This is a genomic window from Streptomyces sp. NBC_01351, assembly GCF_036237315.1.
Lineage (GTDB): Bacteria > Actinomycetota > Actinomycetes > Streptomycetales > Streptomycetaceae > Streptomyces.
The window spans coordinates 6,203,355-6,223,451 of sequence record NZ_CP108356.1 but is presented as its reverse complement, the minus strand read 5'-3'; the positions used below and the strand labels follow the sequence as shown (position 1 = coordinate 6,223,451).

At 72.3% G+C, this 20,097-nt stretch carries 16 protein-coding genes; 8 read left to right on the top strand and 8 right to left on the bottom strand.

Features of this window, described 5'->3' with window-relative positions:
- Positions 1-107: 107 nt before the first annotated feature.
- The 3 genes from OG625_RS28665 to OG625_RS28655 are packed head-to-tail and all read right to left on the bottom strand — an operon-like array spanning position 108 to position 2,454.
- On the bottom strand, positions 108-1,145 hold the full coding sequence (locus OG625_RS28665; RefSeq protein ID WP_329386751.1) for an ABC transporter permease subunit: 1,038 nt from the start codon (positions 1,143-1,145) through the stop codon (positions 108-110).
- A complete protein-coding gene (locus OG625_RS28660; protein ID WP_329386749.1) occupies positions 1,142-2,038 on the bottom strand; it encodes an ABC transporter ATP-binding protein in 897 nt (298 codons plus the stop codon). The genes OG625_RS28665 and OG625_RS28660 overlap by 4 nt, the downstream gene beginning before the upstream one ends.
- Entirely contained in the window at positions 2,035-2,454 is a 420-nt protein-coding gene (locus OG625_RS28655) for a GntR family transcriptional regulator (RefSeq protein ID WP_329386747.1), read from the bottom strand. Before OG625_RS28655 ends, OG625_RS28660 begins: the two co-directional genes overlap by 4 nt.
- A gap of 86 nt (positions 2,455-2,540) precedes the next feature.
- Here OG625_RS28655 and OG625_RS28650 point away from each other — a divergent pair, with 86 nt between their 5' ends.
- Complete coding sequence (locus OG625_RS28650; protein ID WP_329386745.1) at positions 2,541-3,098, top strand: GntR family transcriptional regulator; 558 nt, start codon at positions 2,541-2,543, stop codon at positions 3,096-3,098.
- Here OG625_RS28650 and OG625_RS28645 read toward each other — a convergent pair.
- The 5 genes from OG625_RS28645 to OG625_RS28625 form a co-directional block, all read right to left on the bottom strand.
- The gene (locus OG625_RS28645; protein WP_329386743.1) at positions 3,070-3,270 is read right to left on the bottom strand and encodes a DUF397 domain-containing protein; all 201 of its coding nucleotides are present in this window, start codon (positions 3,268-3,270) and stop codon (positions 3,070-3,072) included. The two genes, OG625_RS28650 and OG625_RS28645, sit on opposite strands and share 29 nt — an antisense overlap.
- Entirely contained in the window at positions 3,255-4,148 is an 894-nt protein-coding gene (locus OG625_RS28640; protein ID WP_329386741.1) for a helix-turn-helix domain-containing protein, read from the bottom strand. The genes OG625_RS28645 and OG625_RS28640 overlap by 16 nt, the downstream gene beginning before the upstream one ends.
- Positions 4,149-4,303: 155 nt before the next feature.
- Positions 4,304-5,764 (bottom strand): glutamate synthase subunit beta, encoded by a 1,461-nt coding sequence (locus tag OG625_RS28635; protein WP_329386739.1) that lies wholly within the window; start codon positions 5,762-5,764, stop codon positions 4,304-4,306.
- On the bottom strand, positions 5,757-10,301 hold the full coding sequence (gene gltB, locus OG625_RS28630) for a glutamate synthase large subunit (RefSeq protein WP_329391046.1): 4,545 nt from the start codon (positions 10,299-10,301) through the stop codon (positions 5,757-5,759). Before gltB ends, OG625_RS28635 begins: the two co-directional genes overlap by 8 nt.
- 375 nt (positions 10,302-10,676) lie before the next feature.
- Positions 10,677-11,408 (bottom strand): VIT1/CCC1 transporter family protein, encoded by a 732-nt coding sequence (locus OG625_RS28625; RefSeq protein ID WP_329386736.1) that lies wholly within the window; start codon positions 11,406-11,408, stop codon positions 10,677-10,679.
- A 246-nt stretch (positions 11,409-11,654) separates the two neighbouring features.
- On the opposite strand from OG625_RS28625, the gene OG625_RS28620 reads away from it, so the two are divergent.
- Genes OG625_RS28620 through OG625_RS28590 form a run of 7 tightly spaced genes read left to right on the top strand, consistent with a single transcriptional unit; the run spans position 11,655 to position 19,889 of the window.
- Entirely contained in the window at positions 11,655-12,641 is a 987-nt protein-coding gene (locus OG625_RS28620; RefSeq protein WP_329386734.1) for an ADP-ribosylglycohydrolase family protein, read from the top strand.
- Positions 12,638-14,371: an ADP-ribosylglycohydrolase family protein gene (locus OG625_RS28615; protein ID WP_329386731.1), complete on the top strand. Its 1,734-nt coding sequence runs from the start codon at positions 12,638-12,640 to the stop codon at positions 14,369-14,371. Before OG625_RS28620 ends, OG625_RS28615 begins: the two co-directional genes overlap by 4 nt.
- Positions 14,368-15,513 (top strand): ADP-ribosylglycohydrolase family protein, encoded by a 1,146-nt coding sequence (locus OG625_RS28610; protein ID WP_329386729.1) that lies wholly within the window; start codon positions 14,368-14,370, stop codon positions 15,511-15,513. The genes OG625_RS28615 and OG625_RS28610 overlap by 4 nt, the downstream gene beginning before the upstream one ends.
- Positions 15,510-16,973: an ADP-ribosylglycohydrolase family protein gene (locus OG625_RS28605; protein ID WP_329386728.1), complete on the top strand. Its 1,464-nt coding sequence runs from the start codon at positions 15,510-15,512 to the stop codon at positions 16,971-16,973. Before OG625_RS28610 ends, OG625_RS28605 begins: the two co-directional genes overlap by 4 nt.
- A complete protein-coding gene (gene rbsK, locus OG625_RS28600; RefSeq protein ID WP_329386725.1) occupies positions 16,970-17,881 on the top strand; it encodes a ribokinase in 912 nt (303 codons plus the stop codon). Before OG625_RS28605 ends, rbsK begins: the two co-directional genes overlap by 4 nt.
- Positions 17,878-19,077, top strand: a complete 1,200-nt coding sequence (locus OG625_RS28595; protein WP_443067793.1) for a CaiB/BaiF CoA transferase family protein — start codon at positions 17,878-17,880, stop codon at positions 19,075-19,077. Before rbsK ends, OG625_RS28595 begins: the two co-directional genes overlap by 4 nt.
- Positions 19,074-19,889, top strand: coding sequence for an HpcH/HpaI aldolase/citrate lyase family protein (locus tag OG625_RS28590; protein WP_329386722.1), 816 nt, complete (start codon positions 19,074-19,076; stop codon positions 19,887-19,889). The genes OG625_RS28595 and OG625_RS28590 overlap by 4 nt, the downstream gene beginning before the upstream one ends.
- The last annotated feature ends 208 nt before the right edge of the window (positions 19,890-20,097 follow it).

Here is a 20,097-nt window from a genome sequence, read left to right as displayed (position 1 = left end):
CGCAACCGCCTCCCGCACCACGGCAGGGGACGCAGCGGCCGTAGAGTCGAGGGAGCGGCCGAAGCCAGTTGCGTTGGCTTCGGCCGCCCCCTCACCCCACCCCGCCATCAGGCCACTCGGCGCCGCAGCCACCAGGAGCAGAAGCCGGCCAGCAGCCCGGAAAGGGCGAGGAAGATCCCCGTCTCGATCCACTGGAAGGTCCAGTAGCGGTCGGCGGGCTGATAAGCCACCTTGATGTGCAGGTTCGACGTGGCGAAGCACTCGAAGGGGTCCACCCGGGGGTCCGCGCAGCCCTGGGTGCCGCGGACCTCTCGACCGGACGGGTCGAGCGCCGAACCGGGCTCGGAGACCACCCAGTCGCCGGGCCTGGCCACCCCCACCAACATGCTGGCGTTGTCACCGGATCCCGTGAGCTGGATGTGGACCCCCTTCCAGCCGTCCTTCGGCCCCCCGAACGCGCCGCCGTCGACGCCCGGTGCCATGGCGAGGGACTTGAGCGCCACGTCGCTGCGCTCGGGGGCCATGTAGTGCGGGCGGACCACGAAGGGCACGAGGATCTGGACGGCGGTGAAGAGGACGAGGGTCGCGGCCATCGCGGGTACGGTGCGCCGGAGCAGTAGCCCGGCGCAGGCTCCGAGGGTGAAGGCGAAGGCCGTGTAGCCGAACGGAACGATCGCGCGTCCGCTGAACATCAGCGGGGTGAACCGGTCCATGGTGATCCGGTCGATGGGACTCGCCCACCAACTCACCAGCAGACTCAGCAGTCCGACGACGACGACGGCGACGAGACCGACGACCCCGAGCTTGGCCAGCAGCCAACGGCCTCGGGTGATGCTCTGGTTCCAGATCAGCCGGTGGGTGCCGGTCTCCAGTTCGCGGGCGATCAGCGGAGCACCCCAGAAGACCCCGATGATGCCGGGGACGGCGATCAGCAGAGCGGTGACGTAGTAGGTCAAGGTCTGGTATTGGGCGACCAGCGCCTCCTTGACGCTGTCACAGCCGCCGCCCTGGCAGCCGGCGACGGTGCTGTCGTACGCGTCCCGCATCTGGAAGCCGGTGACCACGAGGAATATCGCGAGCGCGGCCAGGGCGGCGAGGGCGACGAGCGTCTGGACGCGGTACTGGCGCCAGGTCAGCCATATCATCGCGGGTCCTCCGGAGTGGGTCGGCGGCCGGGCCCGGCCGTGGCGCCCTGGCTCATGTAGGTGAGAACGAGGTCCTCCAGGTTGAGGGGCTCCAGCACCCAGGAGGGATCCTGGACCGGCTTCTCGGCCCGCACGATGAAGGTGCTCTGCCGCTCGGTGTGGGTTTCCTGGATGACCCGCATGCCCTCGGGCAGCGTGGCGGCATCCCGGCGCGCGGTGGTGAGCCGGAAGTGGCTGGCGAGGAGGTCGTCGACGTCACCCGCCACCTGCACCCGTGAGGCGACCAGCGAGACGAGGTAGTCGCAGACCCGCTCCAGGTCGGAGACCAGGTGCGAGGAGAGCACGACGGTGACCCCCTCCTCGGCCACGAACTCCATCAGGCTCTGCAGGAACTCCCGCCGGGCCAACGGGTCCAGGGCGGCGACCGGCTCGTCGAGCATCAGCAGCTCGGGCCGCTTGGCCACGGCGAGGGTCAGCGCGACCTGGGCGCGCTGACCGCCGGAGAGCTTCCCGGCCTTCTGCTTCGGATCCAGTCCGAGCTGCCGGATCCGCCCTTCCGCGAGCGCGGCGTCCCATCCCGGGTTGAGCCGGGCACCGAGCTTCAGGTGGTCGGCGATGGTCAGCCCCGCGTACGTGGGCGTGTCCTGGGCGACGAAACCGACCTTGGCCAGCTGCTCGGGCCCGGAGGCGGGCCGCCCGCCGAGCACTTCGATGCTGCCGGAGGTCGGTCCGATCAGCCCGCAGGCCAGCTGCAACAGGGTCGACTTCCCCGCCCCGTTGGGCCCGACCAGCCCGACGACCCGCCCGGCCGGGAGGCTCAGGGTGCAGTCGGACAACGCTTGTTTGCGGCCGTACCGCTTGCCCAGCGCGTGGGCTTCCAATATGGCGGTCATTTCTCCTCTTCGGCGTGCGTGTGCGCGTGCGTGTGCGTACTCCGATTACGGAAGGTGCTCAGGAACAGGGCCTCGATGCTCTCCTCGTCCAACCCGGCACTCCGCGCCTTCGCCAGCCACCGCTGCAACTCCTGCCGCAGCGGCTCGTGCTCGGACAGCGAGGCGTCGTCGCCGAGCGTCCCGGAGATGAACGTCCCGACCCCGGGCTTCTTCGCGACCAGCCCCTCGTACTCGAGCTCCCGGTACGCCTTCAGCACGGTGTTCGGATTGATCGCCACCGAGGCGGCGACGTCCTTGACCGTCGGCAACCGGTCCCCCTCGGCCAGCAGCCCCAACCGCAGGGCCTGCCGTACCTGGTGGATCAACTGCATGTACGGAGCGACGCCGGACCGGGCATCGAGGTGAAACTCGATCACCGTCCACCTCTATTCATCTAGCTTCCTAGCACTATAGGACTGTACATATGTGATCGCCGTCAAGAGGGCACGCCTAGTGTGGGTGCGTGAGCGAGAGCGGATGGACCAGCACCTCGATGCCGTACGTGACCCCGCGCGCGGCCGGGGATACGGACGCCTGGACGGAAGAAGCGCAGGCCGGAGGCGGTCGGGGCGGACAGCGCATCCTGCACGCCGGGGAGGTCTCGGCCCCGGCCGAGGTCGCCCGAATGCTCGGCCTGCCGGACGCCGCCCTGGTGGTGGTCCGCCGCAGACTGATCGAACTCGACGGCGAACCGACCGAGCTGACGGACACGTACTACCCCGCCGACATCGCCGCGGGCACCCCACTGGCCGGCACGGCGAAGATCCGCGGCGGCGCCGTGACCCTGCTGGCTGCCTTGGGGCACGTCGGCGTACGGGTCGTAGAGAACGTGACCGCACGCATGCCGCGTGACGAGGAACGTGAGCAACTGCGCCTCGGGGCGGGCGAACCGGTGCTTCACCTGGCCCGCACCACCTACGGCGCGGCGGACCGCCCGATCCAGGCGGACGTGATGGTCATGCCGGCAGGCCGTCAGCAGCTGCGGTACGAGATCAGGCTTGAGCTTTCACGGCCTGGATGAACGGAGCCCACGCGGCGAACGGGAACACCAGCACCGGACCGGCGCCCCCGCGCTTGGTGTCCCTTACGGGGACGATGCCGCGGAGATCGTCGGAAACCTCTACGCAGTTGCCGCCCTCGCCGTTGCTGTACGAGGACTTCCTCCAGGACAGGCCGTTTACGTCTGCGCGCATTTCGCGTGCTCCTCCGCCACCGACTCGATCAAGGTCAGGGACACCTCCGGCGACAGTGCGGCAGCCCTTGCAAGATCGTATGACCTCCAGTGGCGCTGAACCAGTGCCGGATCGTCGAGCAACTGCCCTGCGTGAGGCCCCTCGGTGTACGCCACATCGGGTGCGTCGGCGAACTGCATGATCCTCACAGACGCATCCAGGACGCCATGGGCACCGGCGGAGAACGGCACTACCTGCACGGTGATTCGATGGGCGCGGACGCACGCCGAGACGTGCCGCAGCTGAGCGGCCATCACAGCAGGCCCCCCGACCGCCGTCCGCAGCACCGCCTCGTGCAGGACGACCCACATCTCGGGGGTCTCCGGATCACCGAGGAGCCGTGCGCGTTCAACGCGTGCCGCGACCAGCTTTTCGACGTGTTCCGCCAGGGCGGTGGGACTAGTAGCCCGAGTTACGGCGCGAGCGTAGTCCGCTGTCTGGAGCAGCCCGGGAACCAGCGTGGGGCCGTAGTCGAAGATGGCCGTCGCCAAACGTTCCAGCTCGGCCGCTTCGGCGAAGTACTCGACGTGCTTGGACTTGAACGCCATGGCCAGGCGGGTGAAGTAGTCCCCTGTGCCGAGCTCCCTGTCGATCACCTCCGCGATCTCCGGCCGCAGCCGCCGCGTGCCGCACTCCATCTGCCCGACGTACGCCCCACTCGTGAAGATCCGCTCACCCAGTCCCGCCTGGGACAGCCCGGCCGCTTCCCGGTGCCGACGCAGTTCCTCGCGGGCAAACTCCCCCGGCGTCTCCGCCCCACTCAGATCCTTCGACTTCGGCATGCCCCCCGCTTCCGCAGTGCCCTTGCTCCGCAAGAAGCGTAGGCCCAGCCACGCCACAGGATCAGCGAAACGCATTCATACGACTACAGAACGCCACAGCGCCCGCCACCCCTGGTCGGGGACGTGGCGGGCGCTGTGTCAGGTTTCCGTACTCCGTTGTACGGACCGTATGAGGGGTCCCGCCCTTCGCGGGGCGGGGGTACTGCTCGGTGTTACACCGTCAGGGAACGGTCCGTCGGCTTGACCGGGTACGGGAGGGTACTGGCTCCGGTCAGGAAGCGGTCCACGCCGCGGGCGGCCGAGCGGCCTTCCGCGATGGCCCAGACGATGAGCGACTGGCCGCGGCCGGCGTCGCCGGCGACGAAGACGCCGTCGACGTTGGTCGCGTAGGACGAGTCGCGGACGATGTTGCCGCGGCCGTCCAGCTCCAGGTCGAACTGGCCCACGAGGCCGTTCTCCTGGTCGGTGCCGGTGAAGCCCATCGCCAGGGTGACCAGCTGCGCGGGGAGGACGCGCTCGGTGTCGGGCTTCTGGGTGAGCTTGCCGTCGATGAACTCCACCTCGACGAGGTGCAGCGCCTTGACGTTGCCGTCCTCGTCGCCCTCGAAGTGGGTGGTGGAGACGGAGTAGACCCGCTCGCCACCCTCCTCGTGCGCCGAGGTGACCTTGTACAGCATGGGGAAGGTCGGCCAGGGCTGCCCGGTGGGGCGGTCCTCGGACGGCTTCGGCATGATCTCCAGCTGCGTGACCGAGGCCGCGCCCTGGCGGTGGGCGGTGCCCACGCAGTCCGCGCCGGTGTCGCCGCCGCCGATGACGACCACGTGCTTGCCCTCGGCCGTGATGGGGGGCGCCATGAAGTCGCCCTCCTGGACCTTGTTGGCGAGCGGCAGGTACTCCATCGCGAAGTGGATGCCGCCGAGCTCGCGGCCCGGGACCGGGAGGTCGCGGGAGACGGTGGCGCCCGCCGCGATGACCACCGCGTCGAACCGCTTGCGCAGGTCGGTGGCGGTGATGTCGCGGCCGACCTCGATGCCCGTGCGGAACTTGGTGCCCTCCGCGCGCATCTGCTCGATGCGGCGGTTGATGTGTACCTTCTCCATCTTGAACTCGGGGATGCCGTAGCGCAGCAGGCCGCCGATGCGGTCGGCGCGCTCGTACACGACCACGGTGTGGCCGGCCCGGGTCAGCTGCTGGGCGGCGGCCAGACCGGCCGGGCCCGAGCCGATGACGGCGGCGGTCTTGCCGGACAGGCGCTCGGGCGCCTGCGGGGTGACGTCGCCGTTGTCCCAGGCCTTGTCGATGATCGAGACTTCGACGTTCTTGATGGTGACGGCCGGCTGGTTGATGCCGAGCACGCACGCCGACTCGCACGGGGCCGGGCACAGGCGGCCCGTGAACTCCGGGAAGTTGTTCGTGGCGTGCAGGCGCTCGGAGGCCGCCGTCCAGTCCTCGCGGTACGAGAAGTCGTTCCACTCGGGGATCAGGTTTCCGAGCGGGCACCCGTTGTGGCAGAACGGGATGCCGCAGTCCATGCAGCGGCCGGCCTGCTTGCTGATGATCGGGAGCAGCGAGCCCGGGACGTAGACCTCGTTCCAGTCCTTCAGCCGTTCGGCGACGGGACGGGAGCAGGCGGTCTCGCGGGGGGTGGTGAGGAAGCCCTTCGGGTCAGCCATTGGTCGCCGCCTCCATCATCTTCTCCGTGGTCTCGGATTCCGAGAGTCCGGCGAGCTCAGCGGCGTCCTTGGCGGCGAGCACTGCCTTGTACGTGGTGGGGATGATCTTGCTGAAGCGGTCCACCGAGACGGACCAGTCAGCCAGGAGCTTCGCGGCCACGGTCGAGCCGGTCTCCTCCTCGTGGCGGCGCACCACATCGTGCAGCCACTGCTTGTCGGTGTCGGAGAGGACGGTCTCGACCGCGCCCGCGTTGCCGACGTTGACGTTGTGCGGGTCGAGGTCGATGACGTACGCGACGCCGCCCGACATGCCGGCCGCGAAGTTGCGGCCCGTCTCGCCCAGGACGACCGCTGTGCCGCCGGTCATGTACTCGCAGCCGTGGTCGCCCACGCCCTCCGAGACGACCAGGGCGCCGGAGTTGCGGACGCAGAAGCGTTCGCCGGTGCGGCCGCGCAGGAACATCTCGCCGCCGGTGGCTCCGTAGCCGATGGTGTTGCCGGCGATGGTGGAGTACTCGGCGAGGTGGTCGGCGGCGCGGTCCGGGCGGACCACGATCCGGCCACCGGAGAGGCCCTTGCCGACGTAGTCGTTGGCGTCGCCCTCCAGGCGGAGGGTGATGCCCTTCGGCACGAAGGCGCCGAAGGACTGGCCGGCGCTGCCCGTGAAGGTCAGGTCGATGGTGTTGTCGGGCAGGCCCGCTCCACCGAACTTCTTGGTGACCTGGTGGCCGAGCATGGTGCCGACGGTCCGGTTGATGTTGCGGATCGCGACCTGGGCGCGGACCGGCAGGGCCGCCTCCGCGGTGTCGGCGTTCAGTGCGTCGGCCGCGAGCTCGATGAGCTCGTTGTCGAGGGCCTTCTCCAGACCGTGGTCCTGCTCGATCAGGGCGTGGCGGACCGCGCCCTCGGGCAGCTCGGGCACGTAGAAGAGCGGCTCCAGGTCGAGGCCCTGCGCCTTCCAGTGCGTGACGGCCTTCGTCGTGTCGAGCAGCTCGGCGTGGCCGACGGCCTCCTCGATCGTGCGGAAGCCCAGCTCGGCGAGGATCTCGCGCACCTCCTCCGCGATGAACTCGAAGAAGTTGACGACGAACTCGGGCTTGCCGGAGAAGCGGTCGCGCAGGACCGGGTTCTGGGTGGCGATGCCGACCGGGCAGGTGTCCAGGTGGCAGACGCGCATCATGACGCAGCCGGAGACGACGAGCGGCGCGGTCGCGAAACCGAACTCCTCGGCGCCGAGCAGCGCGGCGATGACCACGTCGCGGCCGGTCTTGAGCTGGCCGTCGGTCTGGACGACGATGCGGTCGCGCAGCCCGTTGAGCAGCAGCGTCTGCTGGGTCTCGGCGAGGCCGAGCTCCCAGGGACCGCCCGCGTGCTTCAGGGAGGTGAGCGGGGAGGCGCCCGTTCCGCCGTCGTGGCCGGAGATGAGGACGACGTCCGCGTGGGCCTTGGAGACACCCGCGGCGACCGTACCCACGCCGACCTCGGAGACGAGCTTCACGTGGATGCGCGCGACCGGGTTGGCGTTCTTGAGGTCGTGGATCAGCTGAGCCAGGTCCTCGATGGAGTAGATGTCGTGGTGCGGCGGCGGGGAGATCAGGCCGACGCCCGGGGTGGAGTGCCGGGTCTTGGCGACCCACGGGTAGACCTTGTGGCCGGGCAGCTGGCCGCCCTCGCCGGGCTTGGCACCCTGCGCCATCTTGATCTGGATGTCGTCCGCGTTGACCAGGTACTCGCTCGTGACACCGAAGCGGCCGGAGGCGACCTGCTTGATGGAGGAGCGGCGCGCCGGGTCGTACAGGCGGTCCGGGTCCTCGCCGCCCTCACCGGTGTTGGACTTGGCGCCCAGCTGGTTCATGGCGATGGCGAGGGTCTCGTGCGCCTCCTTGGAGATGGAGCCGTACGACATGGCGCCGGTGGAGAAGCGCTTGACGATGTCGGCGACCGACTCGACCTCGTCGATGGAGAGCGACGGGCGGTCCTCCGTCTTGAAGCCGAAGAGCCCGCGGAGCGTCATCAGGCGCTCGGACTGCTCGTTCACCCGGTCCGTGTACTGCTTGAAGATGTCGTACCGGCGGTTGCGCGTGGCGTGCTGGAGGCGGAAGACCGTGTCCGGGTCGAACAGGTGCGGCTCGCCCTCGCGGCGCCACTGGTACTCGCCGCCGATCTCCAGCGCGCGGTGCGTGGCCGCGATGCCGGAGGCCGGGTACGCCTTGGCGTGGCGCGCGGCCACCTCCTTGGCGATGACGTCCAGGCCGGCGCCGCCGATCTTGGTGGCGGTGCCGCTGAAGTAGGCCCCGACGAACTCCTCGTTCAGGCCGACGGCCTCGAAGACCTGGGCGCCGCGGTAGGAGGCGACGGTGGAGATGCCCATCTTGGACATGACCTTCAGGACGCCCTTGCCGAGCGCGTAGATCAGGTTCTTGATGGCCTGCTCCGGCTCCAGGCCGGACAGGAAGGTACCGGCGCGCAGGAGGTCCTCGACGGACTCCATGGCGAGGTACGGGTTGACCGCAGCGGCGCCGTAGCCGATGAGCAGGGCGACGTGGTGGACCTCGCGGACGTCACCGGCCTCGACGAGCAGACCCACCTGGGTGCGCTGCTTGGTGGCGATGAGGTGGTGGTGCACGGCGGAGGTGAGCAGCAGCGACGGGATCGGCGCGTGCTCGGCGTCCGAGTGGCGGTCCGAGAGGACGATGAGGCGGGCGCCGGCCGCGATGGCCGCGTCGGCCTCGGTACGGATCTCCGCGATCCGCGCGGCGAGCGCGTCGGCGCCGCCCGAGACCCGGTAGAGGCCCGAGAGGGTGGCGGCCTTCATGCCCGGCATGTCGCCGTCGGCGTTGATGTGGATGAGCTTGGCCAGCTCGTCGTTGTCGATCACCGGGAAGGGCAGCGTGACGCTGCGGCACGACGCGGCGGTCGGCTCCAGGAGGTTGGACTCCGGGCCGATCGAGGACAGCAGCGAGGTGACGAGCTCCTCGCGGATGGCGTCCAGCGGCGGGTTGGTGACCTGCGCGAAGAGCTGGGTGAAGTAGTCGAAGAGCAGGCGGGGGCGCTCGGACAGGGCCGCGATCGGCGAGTCCGTGCCCATGGAGCCGAGGGGCTCGCCGGCGGTGCGGGCCATCGGCGCGAGGATGATGCGGAGCTCTTCCTCGGTGTAGCCGAAGGTCTGCTGGCGGCGGGTGACCGAGGCGTGGGTGTGCACGATGTGCTCACGCTCGGGCAGGTCCGACAGCTCGATCTCGCCGGTCTCCAGCCACTCCGCGTAGGGGGCGGCGGAGGCGAGCTCGTTCTTGATCTCCTCGTCCTCGATGATCCGCTTCTGGGCGGTGTCGACGAGGAACATCTTGCCGGGCTGCAGGCGGCCCTTGCGGACGACCTTGGCCGGGTCGATGTCGAGCACGCCGACCTCGGAGCCGAGGACGACGAGGCCGTCGTCGGTGACCCAGTAGCGGCCGGGGCGCAGACCGTTGCGGTCGAGGACCGCGCCGACCTGGGTGCCGTCGGTGAAGGTGACGCAGGCGGGGCCGTCCCAGGGCTCCATCAGCGTGGAGTGGTACTGGTAGAACGCGCGGCGGGCCGGGTCCATGGAGGTGTGGTTCTCCCACGCCTCCGGGATCATCATCAGCACGCTGTGCGGGAGCGACCGGCCGCCGAGGTGGAGCAGCTCCAGGACCTCGTCGAAGGAGGCCGAGTCGGAGGCGTCCGGGGTGCAGATCGGGAAGATGCGGTCCAGCACGCCGTCGCCGAAGGCCTCGGACGCCAGCTGGGACTCGCGGGCCTTCATCCAGTTGCGGTTGCCCTTGACCGTGTTGATCTCGCCGTTGTGCGCGACGAAGCGGTACGGGTGGGCGAGCGGCCAGGCCGGGAAGGTGTTCGTCGAGAACCGCGAGTGGACCAGGGCGAGCGCCGAGGCGAAGCGGCGGTCCGAGAGGTCGGGGAAGAAGGGCTCCAGCTGGCCGGTGGTCAGCATGCCCTTGTAGACGATCGTGCGGGCGGAGAGCGACGGGAAGTAGGTGCCCGCCTCGCGCTCGGCGCGCTTGCGCAGGACGAAGGCCTTGCGGTCCAGCTCGATGCCGGTGCTGCCGTTGCTGACGAACAGCTGGCGGAAGGCCGGCATGGTGACGCGGGCGCCGTTGCCGAGCAGGTCCGGCGTGACCGGAACCTCGCGCCAGCCGAGGACCGTCAGGTTCTCCTGGGCGGCGATGGCCTCGATCTGCTCCACGGCGACGGCCTGTGCGGTGCCGTCGGCGGGGAGGAAGGCGATGCCGACGGCGTACGCGCCGGCCTCGGGGAGATCGAATCCGGCGACCTCGCGCAGGAACGCGTCGGGCACCTGGGAGAGGATTCCGGCACCGTCGCCCGAGTCCGGCTCGGAGCCGGTCGCGCCGCGGTGTTCGAGGTTCCGCAATACGGTCAGGGCCTGCTCAACGAGGGTGTGGGTGGCCTCGCCGGTGAGGTTCGCCACGAATCCGACGCCACAGGCGTCCTTCTCGTTGCGCGGGTCGTACATGCCCTGCTGGGCGGGGCGACCGTCCATGGGCGACCAGGCGGTGGTGCTGGGGCCGGTCGCGGAGTGCGTGGATGCGGAACGCATCGGCTCTCCCGTCGTCGTCGTGGCATATGTGCATAGCCGAGGGACGACGTTGGCCCTCTGCGAAATTTCGTGCAGATTACATGATGACGACAATCCCGCGAAGCGGATATGCCATTCCAGCATGCGGACATCGCACGAGGCAGAAAGAAGGGACCTTCGCGGTGTTCTGAGGAACGCATCACGGGGAGAAGGTCCCGGCGCGTGGCGGGCATCATTGCCCGGGCGCCCTGGTCTGATGCCCAGCGGACACGGAATCGAAACCGCCGGGTAACGGACTACTTATGCTGCGTACCGCATAGTGTCTCACTCCCTGCTGGGTCAGCCTACGGCTCCACCGATCCAGGTTCCCAGGATGTACGTCACACCGGCGGCGGCGCCACCCAGGACAAGCTGGCGCAAACCGCTGTACCACCAGGACCTGGCGGTGATCCGGGCGACGACCGCCCCGCAGGCGAAGAGCCCGACCAGCGCCAGCAGCACCGCGGGCCACAGGGACGTGGCACCGAGCAGGTACGGCAGCAGGGGGAGCAGCGCGCCCAGCGCGAAGGAGCCGAAGGACGAGACCGCGGCGACCAACGGCGAAGGCAGGTCGTCGGGGTCGATCCCGAGCTCCTCGCGGGCGTGGATCTCCAGCGCCTGCTCGGGGTCGCGGGACAGCTGCATGGCGACCTCGCGGGCGAGGGCCGGCTCGACGCCCCGGGAGACGTAGAGCTCGGCCAGCTCCTCCATCTCGTCCACCGGGTGCTTGCGCAACTGCTGTCGCTCTATGTCAAGTTCGGCGAGCACCAGCTCGCGCTGCGAGGCGACGGAGGTGTATTCGCCGGCCGCCATCGAGAAGGCACCGGCCGCGAGGCCCGCCAGCCCGGTGATCGCGACGACGTGCGGGGCGACGGCACCGCCCGCCACACCGGTCATGAGGGCGAGGTTGGAGACCAGTCCGTCCATCGCTCCGAAGACCGCCGGCCGCAGCCATCCGCCGTTGACGTCGCGGTGGGTGTGGTTGTCCCGGTGGGCGGTGTGCAGCGGTGCTTCGATGTCGATGATGGACATGCCGATATCTCCCCATTTGTGCGAACGGGTGCCGCGAGACCTCCCGCTCCCCCTGAACACCTCGAAACTACGCACGATTTCCGCCGCCCGCCAGCAAGGAAGGCCGTACTTACCTGCGGTTTTGCGGGTCGGCGACCGGGTGACGGCGACGTTCGCGGGGTGTTTCGCGACGAGCGACAAACCACATGCCGTGGCACAAATCCCCCAAGGGCTCATCATGAGTCCCATCAAGTGGAGAGGCGCGCCATGGAGCTGATTGCATGCAATCCGCAGGTCCTCCTCGAACGGGCCAGGGGCGCTCTTCTGGGACTGGCGGTGGGTGACGCGCTGGGCGCCCCCGCGGAGAACATGAAGCCTTCGGAGATCCGGGCCAAGTGGGGCCGCATCGAGGGCTTCGTGTCGGAGGACCCGGCGGGCACGGACGACACCGAGTACGCGATCTTCTCCGGGCTGCTGCTGGCCCGGCACGGCTCGGCGCTCACCGTCTCCCACGTGGAACGGGCTTGGCACCACTGGATCGCGGACCTCGACGAAGGCCCGTTCCGCGGGGCGGGCTTCTCGGAGCGCGGCACCCTGGAGAACCTCCGCCGCGGTCTGGCGGCCCCCATCTCGGCCCAGCACCGGCACGCGTGGTCGGACGGCCTCGCCATGCGGGCGGCCCCGTTCGGCGTGTTCGCGGCGGGCCGGCCGGCGGAGGCGGCCCGCCTCGTAGCCATCGACGGCTCGGTCAGCCACGACGGGGAGGGCATCTACGGCGGCCAGGCGGTCGCCGCCGGGGTTGCCGCGGCCATGGCGGGCGGCTCCCCCGCCTCCGTCGTCTCGGCGGCGCTGTCCGTCATCCCCTCCGACTCCTGGACGGCCCGCTCCCTGCGGCGCGCCGTCACGGCCGCCCCGCGCGGGGAGCGGGCCGTGCGCTCGGCGGTCGTCATCGGCGGCTACCCCTGGACGGACCTGGCCCCCGAAGCCGTGGGCCTGGCCTTCGGCGCCTTCGCGGCCTGCCGGGGCGACTTCGCGTCCTCGGTCCTGACAGCGGTCAACATGGGCCGCGACGCCGACACCACGGCGGCGGTGGCGGGCGCCCTGTCCGGCGCCCTCTCCGGAGCCGCCGCGATCCCCACCGCCTGGTCCTCGGCCATCGGCCCGGTCCGCGGCAGCTGCCTCCCCTCGATGCGGGGCTACCACGTCCTGGACATCGCGGACCTCCTCACCCCGGAATACGAGGCCCCCCGATGACCCCACCCCCTTTCACCCCGGACACGACTCCCACCACCCCGGCGGAGCGAGCGGCCCCGGCAGACCGGGAGCCGGGCCGCCCGACTTCCCCGGCCCAGCAGTCCCCCGCCCCGACGAACCCGGCCACCCCGACGGGCCCGTCCTCCCCGGCGGGCCTGCCCGACCCGGCGGGCCTGCCCGACCGCCCCCCGCCCGCCCCGGCGGAGCGGGAGCCGGGCCGGGGGGCCCAGACCGCCCTGGCCTCCCCACCGGGCCCGGCCGTCTCCCCGCCCCTGGCGGAGCCCACCGCCGGGTCGGAGGCCCATACCTGGGCCCGGGTCGAACGGCAGCCCGGCCTCTCAGTCGACACCGCACGCGCGGAAACCAGTACGACCACAGCCCCACCCGGAGGGAACCGGCCCACCGGATCCGAGCCGCGAAGCCGGGCCCGGGTCACGGAACGCCCCGGCGGCGCAGCCGTCACCGCACGCGCGCAGACCGATACGACCACAGCCCCACCCGGAGGGAACCGGCACGCCGCCACCCCCGCCCGGACCGGGCCACGAGAAGGCAGCCGGGCCGACCGGAGCCCCGACCCCGCCGAGCCCCCCACAGGGGCCCGCCGGATCGAGGGACTCCTCCTCGGGCTCGCCGCAGGCGACGCGGCCGGATGGCCCGCCGCCCGCCACCGCGCGAGCCGCATGCCCGAGTGGACCCGCCGCCTCACCCGCGAGCTCGACACCTTCGCGGAGCAGAACGCCACCACCACCCTCCCCGTCCCCATCGCCCTGAACCAACCGCCCGAACCCCTCCGCCTCGGCCCGTCCGACGACGCCGAGTGGGCGGCCTTCGTCGCCGAGTCCGTACTCACCGCCGCAGGAGTCCTGCTCTCCGACCTCAGCCGGTCCCGCCGTATGCGCGCCGCCATCGACCTCGCGTGGAACGCCCTCGCCTCCGAGGTGGCCGCGGCAGCGGAACGCGCGCCCGAAGTCGAGTCCGCCGTACTCCCCCTCCGCGCCCGGATCTCCGTCCGCGCCGGCCTCGGCAACCTCGCCACCGGCCTGCGCCCGCCCGCCACCGGCCACGACAACCCGCATTACTTCGACGACGCCGCCTGCATCCGCGCCTGCGTGCTCGCCGTCGTCCACCCCGGCGATCCCCACGCGGCGGCGGACCTGGCCGAGTTCGACGCCCGCTACACGCAAGACGGCGACGGGGTCCACGGCGCCCGCGCCATGGCCGCCGCCATCGCCACGGCGCTGGCCACCGCCGACGTGGACGCCTCCGTCGACGCCGCCCTCGCCCAGCTCCCCGCGGCCACCGAGATCGGCCGCAACGCCCGCCACGCCGTCAAGCTGGCCCGTGCCCACACCGACGGCGGCGCCTTCGCCATCGTCCCCACCCTCGAACACGAGATCGTCGACCACGTCTACAGCTACGGGATCGCCGCCGCCGAGACCGTCCCCGTGGCCCTCGCCCTCACGACCGCCGCCCGCGGCAAGGTGACCGAGGCCGTCCCGGCGGCCGCCTGCCTGTCCCGCGTCGCGGACTCCGCCCCCGCCCTGGCCGGCGCGCTCACCGGCGCGCTCGGCGGCGGCGACTCGATCCCCGCCGCCTGGCGCGAGGCCTGCCGCACCCTCTCCGGCTGCGCGCTGCCCCGCCTCGCCGGAACCGACCTCGTCGAACTCGCCGCGCTCCTCACCCGTACCGAACTCACCTCACCCAACCCACAAGGAATGATGCGAACATGACGCTCATGCTGGAGGACCGGGCCACCGGCGCCCTCGTCGGAGCCGCCGTCGGCGACGCGCTCGGCGGCCCGGTGGAGGGCTGGACCCCGGACCAGATCGTGGAACGTCACGGCGGCCGCATCCACGGCATCGTCGGCCCCTGGCACGAGGACTGGCGCACGGCCCGCCCCATCGCCCCGTACCACAAGGGCGACGGCCACGTCACGGACGACACCTTGATGACCCACGCGCTCGTACGCGTCTACGAGGCGGTACGCGACCACCTCGACGCCTACTCGGTCGCCGAGCACCTCGTCCCGGACCTGATGACGAACCCCCGCTGGATCCCGGAACTGGAGGCGGAGGTGCTCCCCCTCCAGCGGATCTTCCTGGCCGAGAAGTGGATCGTCACCCGCCTCCACTACGCCCACGTCGACCCCCGCGAGGCGGGCAGCGGCAACATCGTCAACTGCGGTGCGGCCATGTACATGGCGCCGGTCGGCATCGCCAACGCGGGCAACCCGGCGGGCGCGTACGCGGAGGCCCTGGACATCGCCGGCGCGCACCAGTCCTCGTACGGGCGGGAGGCGGCGGGCGTGTTCGCGGCGGCGGTGGCGGCCGCGTGCCTCCCCGGCGCGACGGCCTCCTCGGTAGTGGACACCACCCTCTCCCTCGCCAAGGACGGCACCCGAGCCGCCATCGCCGCGGTCGCGGAAGTCGCCGCCCGCCACCGGGACTTCGAGTCGGCCCTGACCCCGCTCCGGGCGGCGGTCGCCCCGTACGACTCGGTGGGCCCCGACTACCGCGCCCCCTCCCTCGGCGCGCGGCGCCCCTCCCGCCTCCACTCCATCGAGGAACTCCCGATCGCCCTCGGCATGCTGCTGATCGCCGATGGTTCGTACGAGACCTCCGTGCTCGGAGCCGTGAACTACGGCCGGGACTGCGACTCCATCGCCACCATGGCGGGCGCCATCGCCGGAGCCCTGGGCGGCGAAGCGGCCGTCCCGCCCGCCTGGGCGAAGCAGGTCGCCGAGGCCAGCCGCCTGGACCTGCACGCCCCGGCCGCCGCCCTGGCCGCCGTGACCCGGGAGATCTTCGCCCGGGACCGCACCCGCCGCCACGCCCACGAAACCGCCTTCACCACCCTGACGGCCCCCCGATGACAACCCCCTGCCCCCCACTCCCGACCCACCCGAGCCCCCACCCCTCCCCCGCCCTCGTACGCCTCACCTGGGCGCAGCCCGAGGACCTGATCGGGCACGAGCTGCGGCAGGCCGTGGAGGACGGCCGGGACGCCGGACCCGCCCGCCGGGCCTGGCTGGCGGCGGGCGGCCACCCGGCCCCCGCCCGGGCCGGCGCCTCCCCCGCCCCGGCCCCGCCGGAACTCCGCGCGCTCGCCACCCGCCTCCTGGACGAGCTGGCCGCCCTCCCCTCCCCGCTCTCCCCCGACGAACCGGACTCCTGGGAGTCCATCCGCGCCACCTGGCCCGAGCACCCACCCCCGCACCGCGGATCCGCGTACACCCCACCCGCCCGCCCCGCGCCGGGCGACGGCGACGGCCCCACCCCCGACCCCCGTCTCGCCGCCCGGCTGGAGGCCGCCTGGGTCGGCCGCGCCGCCGGGTGCCTGCTGGGGAAGCCCGTCGAGAAGCTGCCCCTGCACGGCATCCGCGCCCTGGCCCGCGCCGCGGGCAACTGGCCCCTGAACGACTGGTTCACCGCACACCGCGTCCCCCCGGAGGTTCTGGCCGCGCACCCCTGGAACCGCCGCTCCGCCCCCACCTCCCTCGCCGAGAACATCGACGGCATGCCCGAGGACGACGACCTCAACTACCCCCTCCTCGGCCTGCTCCTGCTCCAGCGGCACGGCAAGGGCTTCACCACGGCCGACGTGGCCCGGCTCTGGCTCGACGAGCTGCCCGCCGGGCGGACCTTCACCGCCGAGCGGATCGCGTACCGCAACCTCCTCCACGGCGTGGAGCCCCCGCTCACCGCCACCCGCCACAACCCCTTCCGCGAGTGGATCGGCGCCCTCATCCGCGCCGACGTCCACGGCTGGACCAACCCCGGCGACCCGGCCGCCGCCGCGGCCCAGGCGTACCGGGACGCCGTCCTCACCCACACCTCGAACGGGGTCTACGCCGGCCTCTTCATCGCCGCGGCCACCGCCACCGCCGCCACCGGCCGGGCCGGCATCCACTCCGCGCTCCGCACCGGCCTGGCGGTCGTACCGCCCCGTTCCCGCCTCGCCGAGGCCGTCCGCTTCGGCATCTCCACCGCCGGGGAACACACCGACTTCGCCCTCGTCGTGGACCGGCTGCACGCCCGCTACGGCCACTACCACTGGGTCCACGCCGTGCCCAACACCGCGCTGATCGCCGCCGCCCTCACCCACGCCGACGGGGACTTCACCCACTCCGTCTGCCGGGCGGTCTCCGGCGGCTGGGACACCGATTCCAACGGGGCCACCGCCGGCGCCCTCGCCGCCCTCGTCGCGGGCGAGGTCCCGCACCGCTGGGCGGCCCCCCTCAAGAACCGCCTCGCCACCACCGTCCCCGGCTTCGACGGCATCGGCTTCGACGCCCTCGCCCACCTCACCGCACAGGAGGCAGCACGCTCATGACGGCCATCGCCGTGCTCGGCAGTACCAACATGGACCTCGTCGCCTACGTACCCAAGGCCCCCCGTCTCGGCGAGACCGTCACCGGCCGCGCCTTCCGCACCGTCTCCGGCGGCAAGGGCGCGAACCAGGCCGTCGCCGCCGCCCGCTCCGGCGGGGAGGTGGTGATGATCGGCGCGGTCGGGGCCGACGAGTTCGGCGTACGGTTGCGCTCCGCGCTCGCCTCGGCCGGCGTCGAGACGGCCGGCCTGCGCACCGTGGAGGGCGCGAGCGGCACCGCCCACATCACCGTGGACGACGAGGGCGCCAACAGCATCATCGTCATCCCGGGCGCGAATGCCCACGTCACGGGCCTGGAGGCGGGCGACGAGGCCCGGATCGCCGGGGCCGGCGCCCTGCTCCTCCAGCTCGAACTGCCCTTGTCCGCCGCCCTCTCCGGCGCCCTCGCCGCCCGCGCCCACGGGGTCCGTACGGTCCTCACCCCGGCCCCCGCCCAGCCGCTGCCGGCCGAGCTGCTCGCCGCCGTGGACCTGCTGGTCCCCAACGAGCACGAGGCCGCCGCCCTCACGGGCCTCACCGACCCCCACCAGGCGGCCGCGGCCCTGCTGGACGACGTGCCGGAGGTGGTGATCACCCTCGGCGCGGGCGGATCCCTGTACGCCGCCCGCGGCCGGGAGCCGCTGACCGTGCCCGCGCCGAAGGTCCGGGCCGTGGACACGACCGCCGCCGGGGACACCTTCGTCGGCGCGCTCGCGGTGGCCCTGGGCGAGGGCCGGTCCGTGCCGCAGGCGCTGCGCTGGGCCTCGTGCGCGGCCGCGCTCTCCGTACAGCGCCCCGGCGCCCAGGACTCGATGCCGACCCGCGCCGAGACCGACGCCTTCGCCGGATCCCTGCCCGGGGGCACACTTTGAGGGACACCGATCCGGGGCCCCTGCGAGGACTGCGCGTCCTCGACCTCGCCACCCTGTTCGCGGGCCCGCTGGCCGCCACCCTGCTGGGGGACTTCGGTGCCGAGGTGGTCAAGGTCGAGCACCCCGGCCGCCCCGACCCCTCCCGCGGCCACGGCCCCGCCAAGGACGGCATCGGCCTGTGGTGGAAGCTCCTCGGCCGGAACAAGCGGACGATGACCCTCGACCTGTCCACCCCCGGCGGCCGGGACACCCTGCTGCGGCTGGCCACCACCGCCGACGTGGTCATCGAGAACTTCCGCCCCGGCACCCTGGAGCGCTGGGGTCTCGGCTGGCCCGAGCTGTCCGCCGCCAACCCGCGGCTGGTCCTGGCCCGCGTCACGGCCTTCGGCCAGCAGGGCCCGTACGCCCACCGCCCCGGCTTCGGCACCCTGGCCGAGGCGATGAGCGGTTTCGCCGCGATCACCGGGGAGCCGGACGGGCCGCCGACTCTCCCGCCCTTCGGCCTCGCCGACTCGATCGCCGCGCTGACCACCGCGTACGCCGTGATGACCGCCCTCACGGGCCGCGACCGCACCGGGCACGGCCAAATCGTCGACCTGGCCATCATCGAGCCGATCCTCACCGTGCTCGGCCCGCAGCCCATCTGGTACGACCAGCTCGGCTACGTCCAGCCGCGCACCGGCAACCGCTCCACGAACAACGCCCCCCGCAACACCTACCGCAGCGCCGACAACCGCTGGCTGGCGGTGTCCACCTCGGCGCAGTCGATCGCGGAACGGGTCATGCGGCTGGTGGGCCGGCCCGAGCTGATCGCCGAGCCCTGGTTCGCGACCGGCACCGGGCGGGCCGCCCACGCGGAGGTCCTGGACGAGGCGGTCGGCGGCTGGATCGCCCGCCACAAGGCGGAGGAGGTCCTCGCCGCCTTCGAGGACGCGGAGGCGGCCGTCGCCCAGGTCTACGACATCCGGGACGTCATGGCGGACCCCCAGTTCGAGGCCCTCGACACCGTCACGGAGATCGAGGACCCCGAGCTGGGTCCGCTACGGATGCAGAACGTCCTGTTCCGGCTCTCCGAGACCCCCGGCGGGATCCGCTGGGCCGGCCGCCCGCACGGCGCGGACACCGAGGCCGTCCTGACCGAGCTCGGCCTCTCCGCGGCCGAGATCGAGGCCCTCCGCGAAGAAGGAGCGCTGTGATCCTGACCTGGCTGTACGCACCGGGCGACCGCCCGGAGGTGGTCGCGAAAGCCCTCTGCCGCGGGGCGGACGCCGTCATCGTGGACCTGGAGGATGCGGTTCCGGTCTCCCGCAAGGAGTACGCCCGCGCCGCCACCGCCGAACTGCTCTCCGAGCGGCCCCCGGTCCCCGTCCACGTCCGCGTCAACGCCCTCGACTCCCCCTGGGGCGGCGCCGACCTCACCGCGCTGTCCGGCCTGCGGGGCCTCGCGGGACTCCGGCTGCCGAAGATCAGTGCCCCGGAACAGATCGCCGCCGTCGCCGACCGCACCGGCGGGGTCGGGCTGCACGCACTGCTCGAAACGGCGCTGGGCGTGGAGCGGGCGTACGAGATCGCCCGCGCGCACCCGGCCCTGCGCGGGCTGTCCCTCGGCGAGGCGGACCTGCGGGCCGATCTGGGCGTCAGCGCGGAGGCGGGGCTGGACTGGCCGCGCTCCCGGGTGGTGGTAGCGGCCCGGGCCGCCGGGCTGGCACCCCCGGCCCAGTCCGTGTTCCCGGACATCCGGGACCTGGAAGCCCTGGCCGTCTCCTGCGCACGCGGCCGCGCCCTGGGCTTCCTGGGCCGCGCGGCGATCCACCCCCACCAACTCCCGGTGATCGAGCGGGCCTACCTCCCGGCGCCGGCGGAGGTCACGGCTGCCGAGGAGGTCCTGGCCGCGGCCCGTGCCACCCCGGGGGCGCTGGCCCTGCCGGACGGCCGCTTCGTGGACCCGGCGGTGGTTGCGGCGGCCCACCGCACCCTTGCGCTCGCCGCGCGAATGGCCACCCGCTAACCCCGCCCCCGGATCGGGTGCGGCCCCCCTCCTGGGGCTCCGCCCCAGACCCTCCCCCAGACTCCGTCCGGGGGGACCCCCACGCCTCAAACGCCGGCGAGGCTGAAACGGGCGGCTTCGAGGTGGGGCGGTGCCCCTGCGGGGCCTCTCCTCGGCTTGCGAACCCTGGCGGGGTCGGGGCCCCCGCAGTGTCCCCGCCCCACGGCCC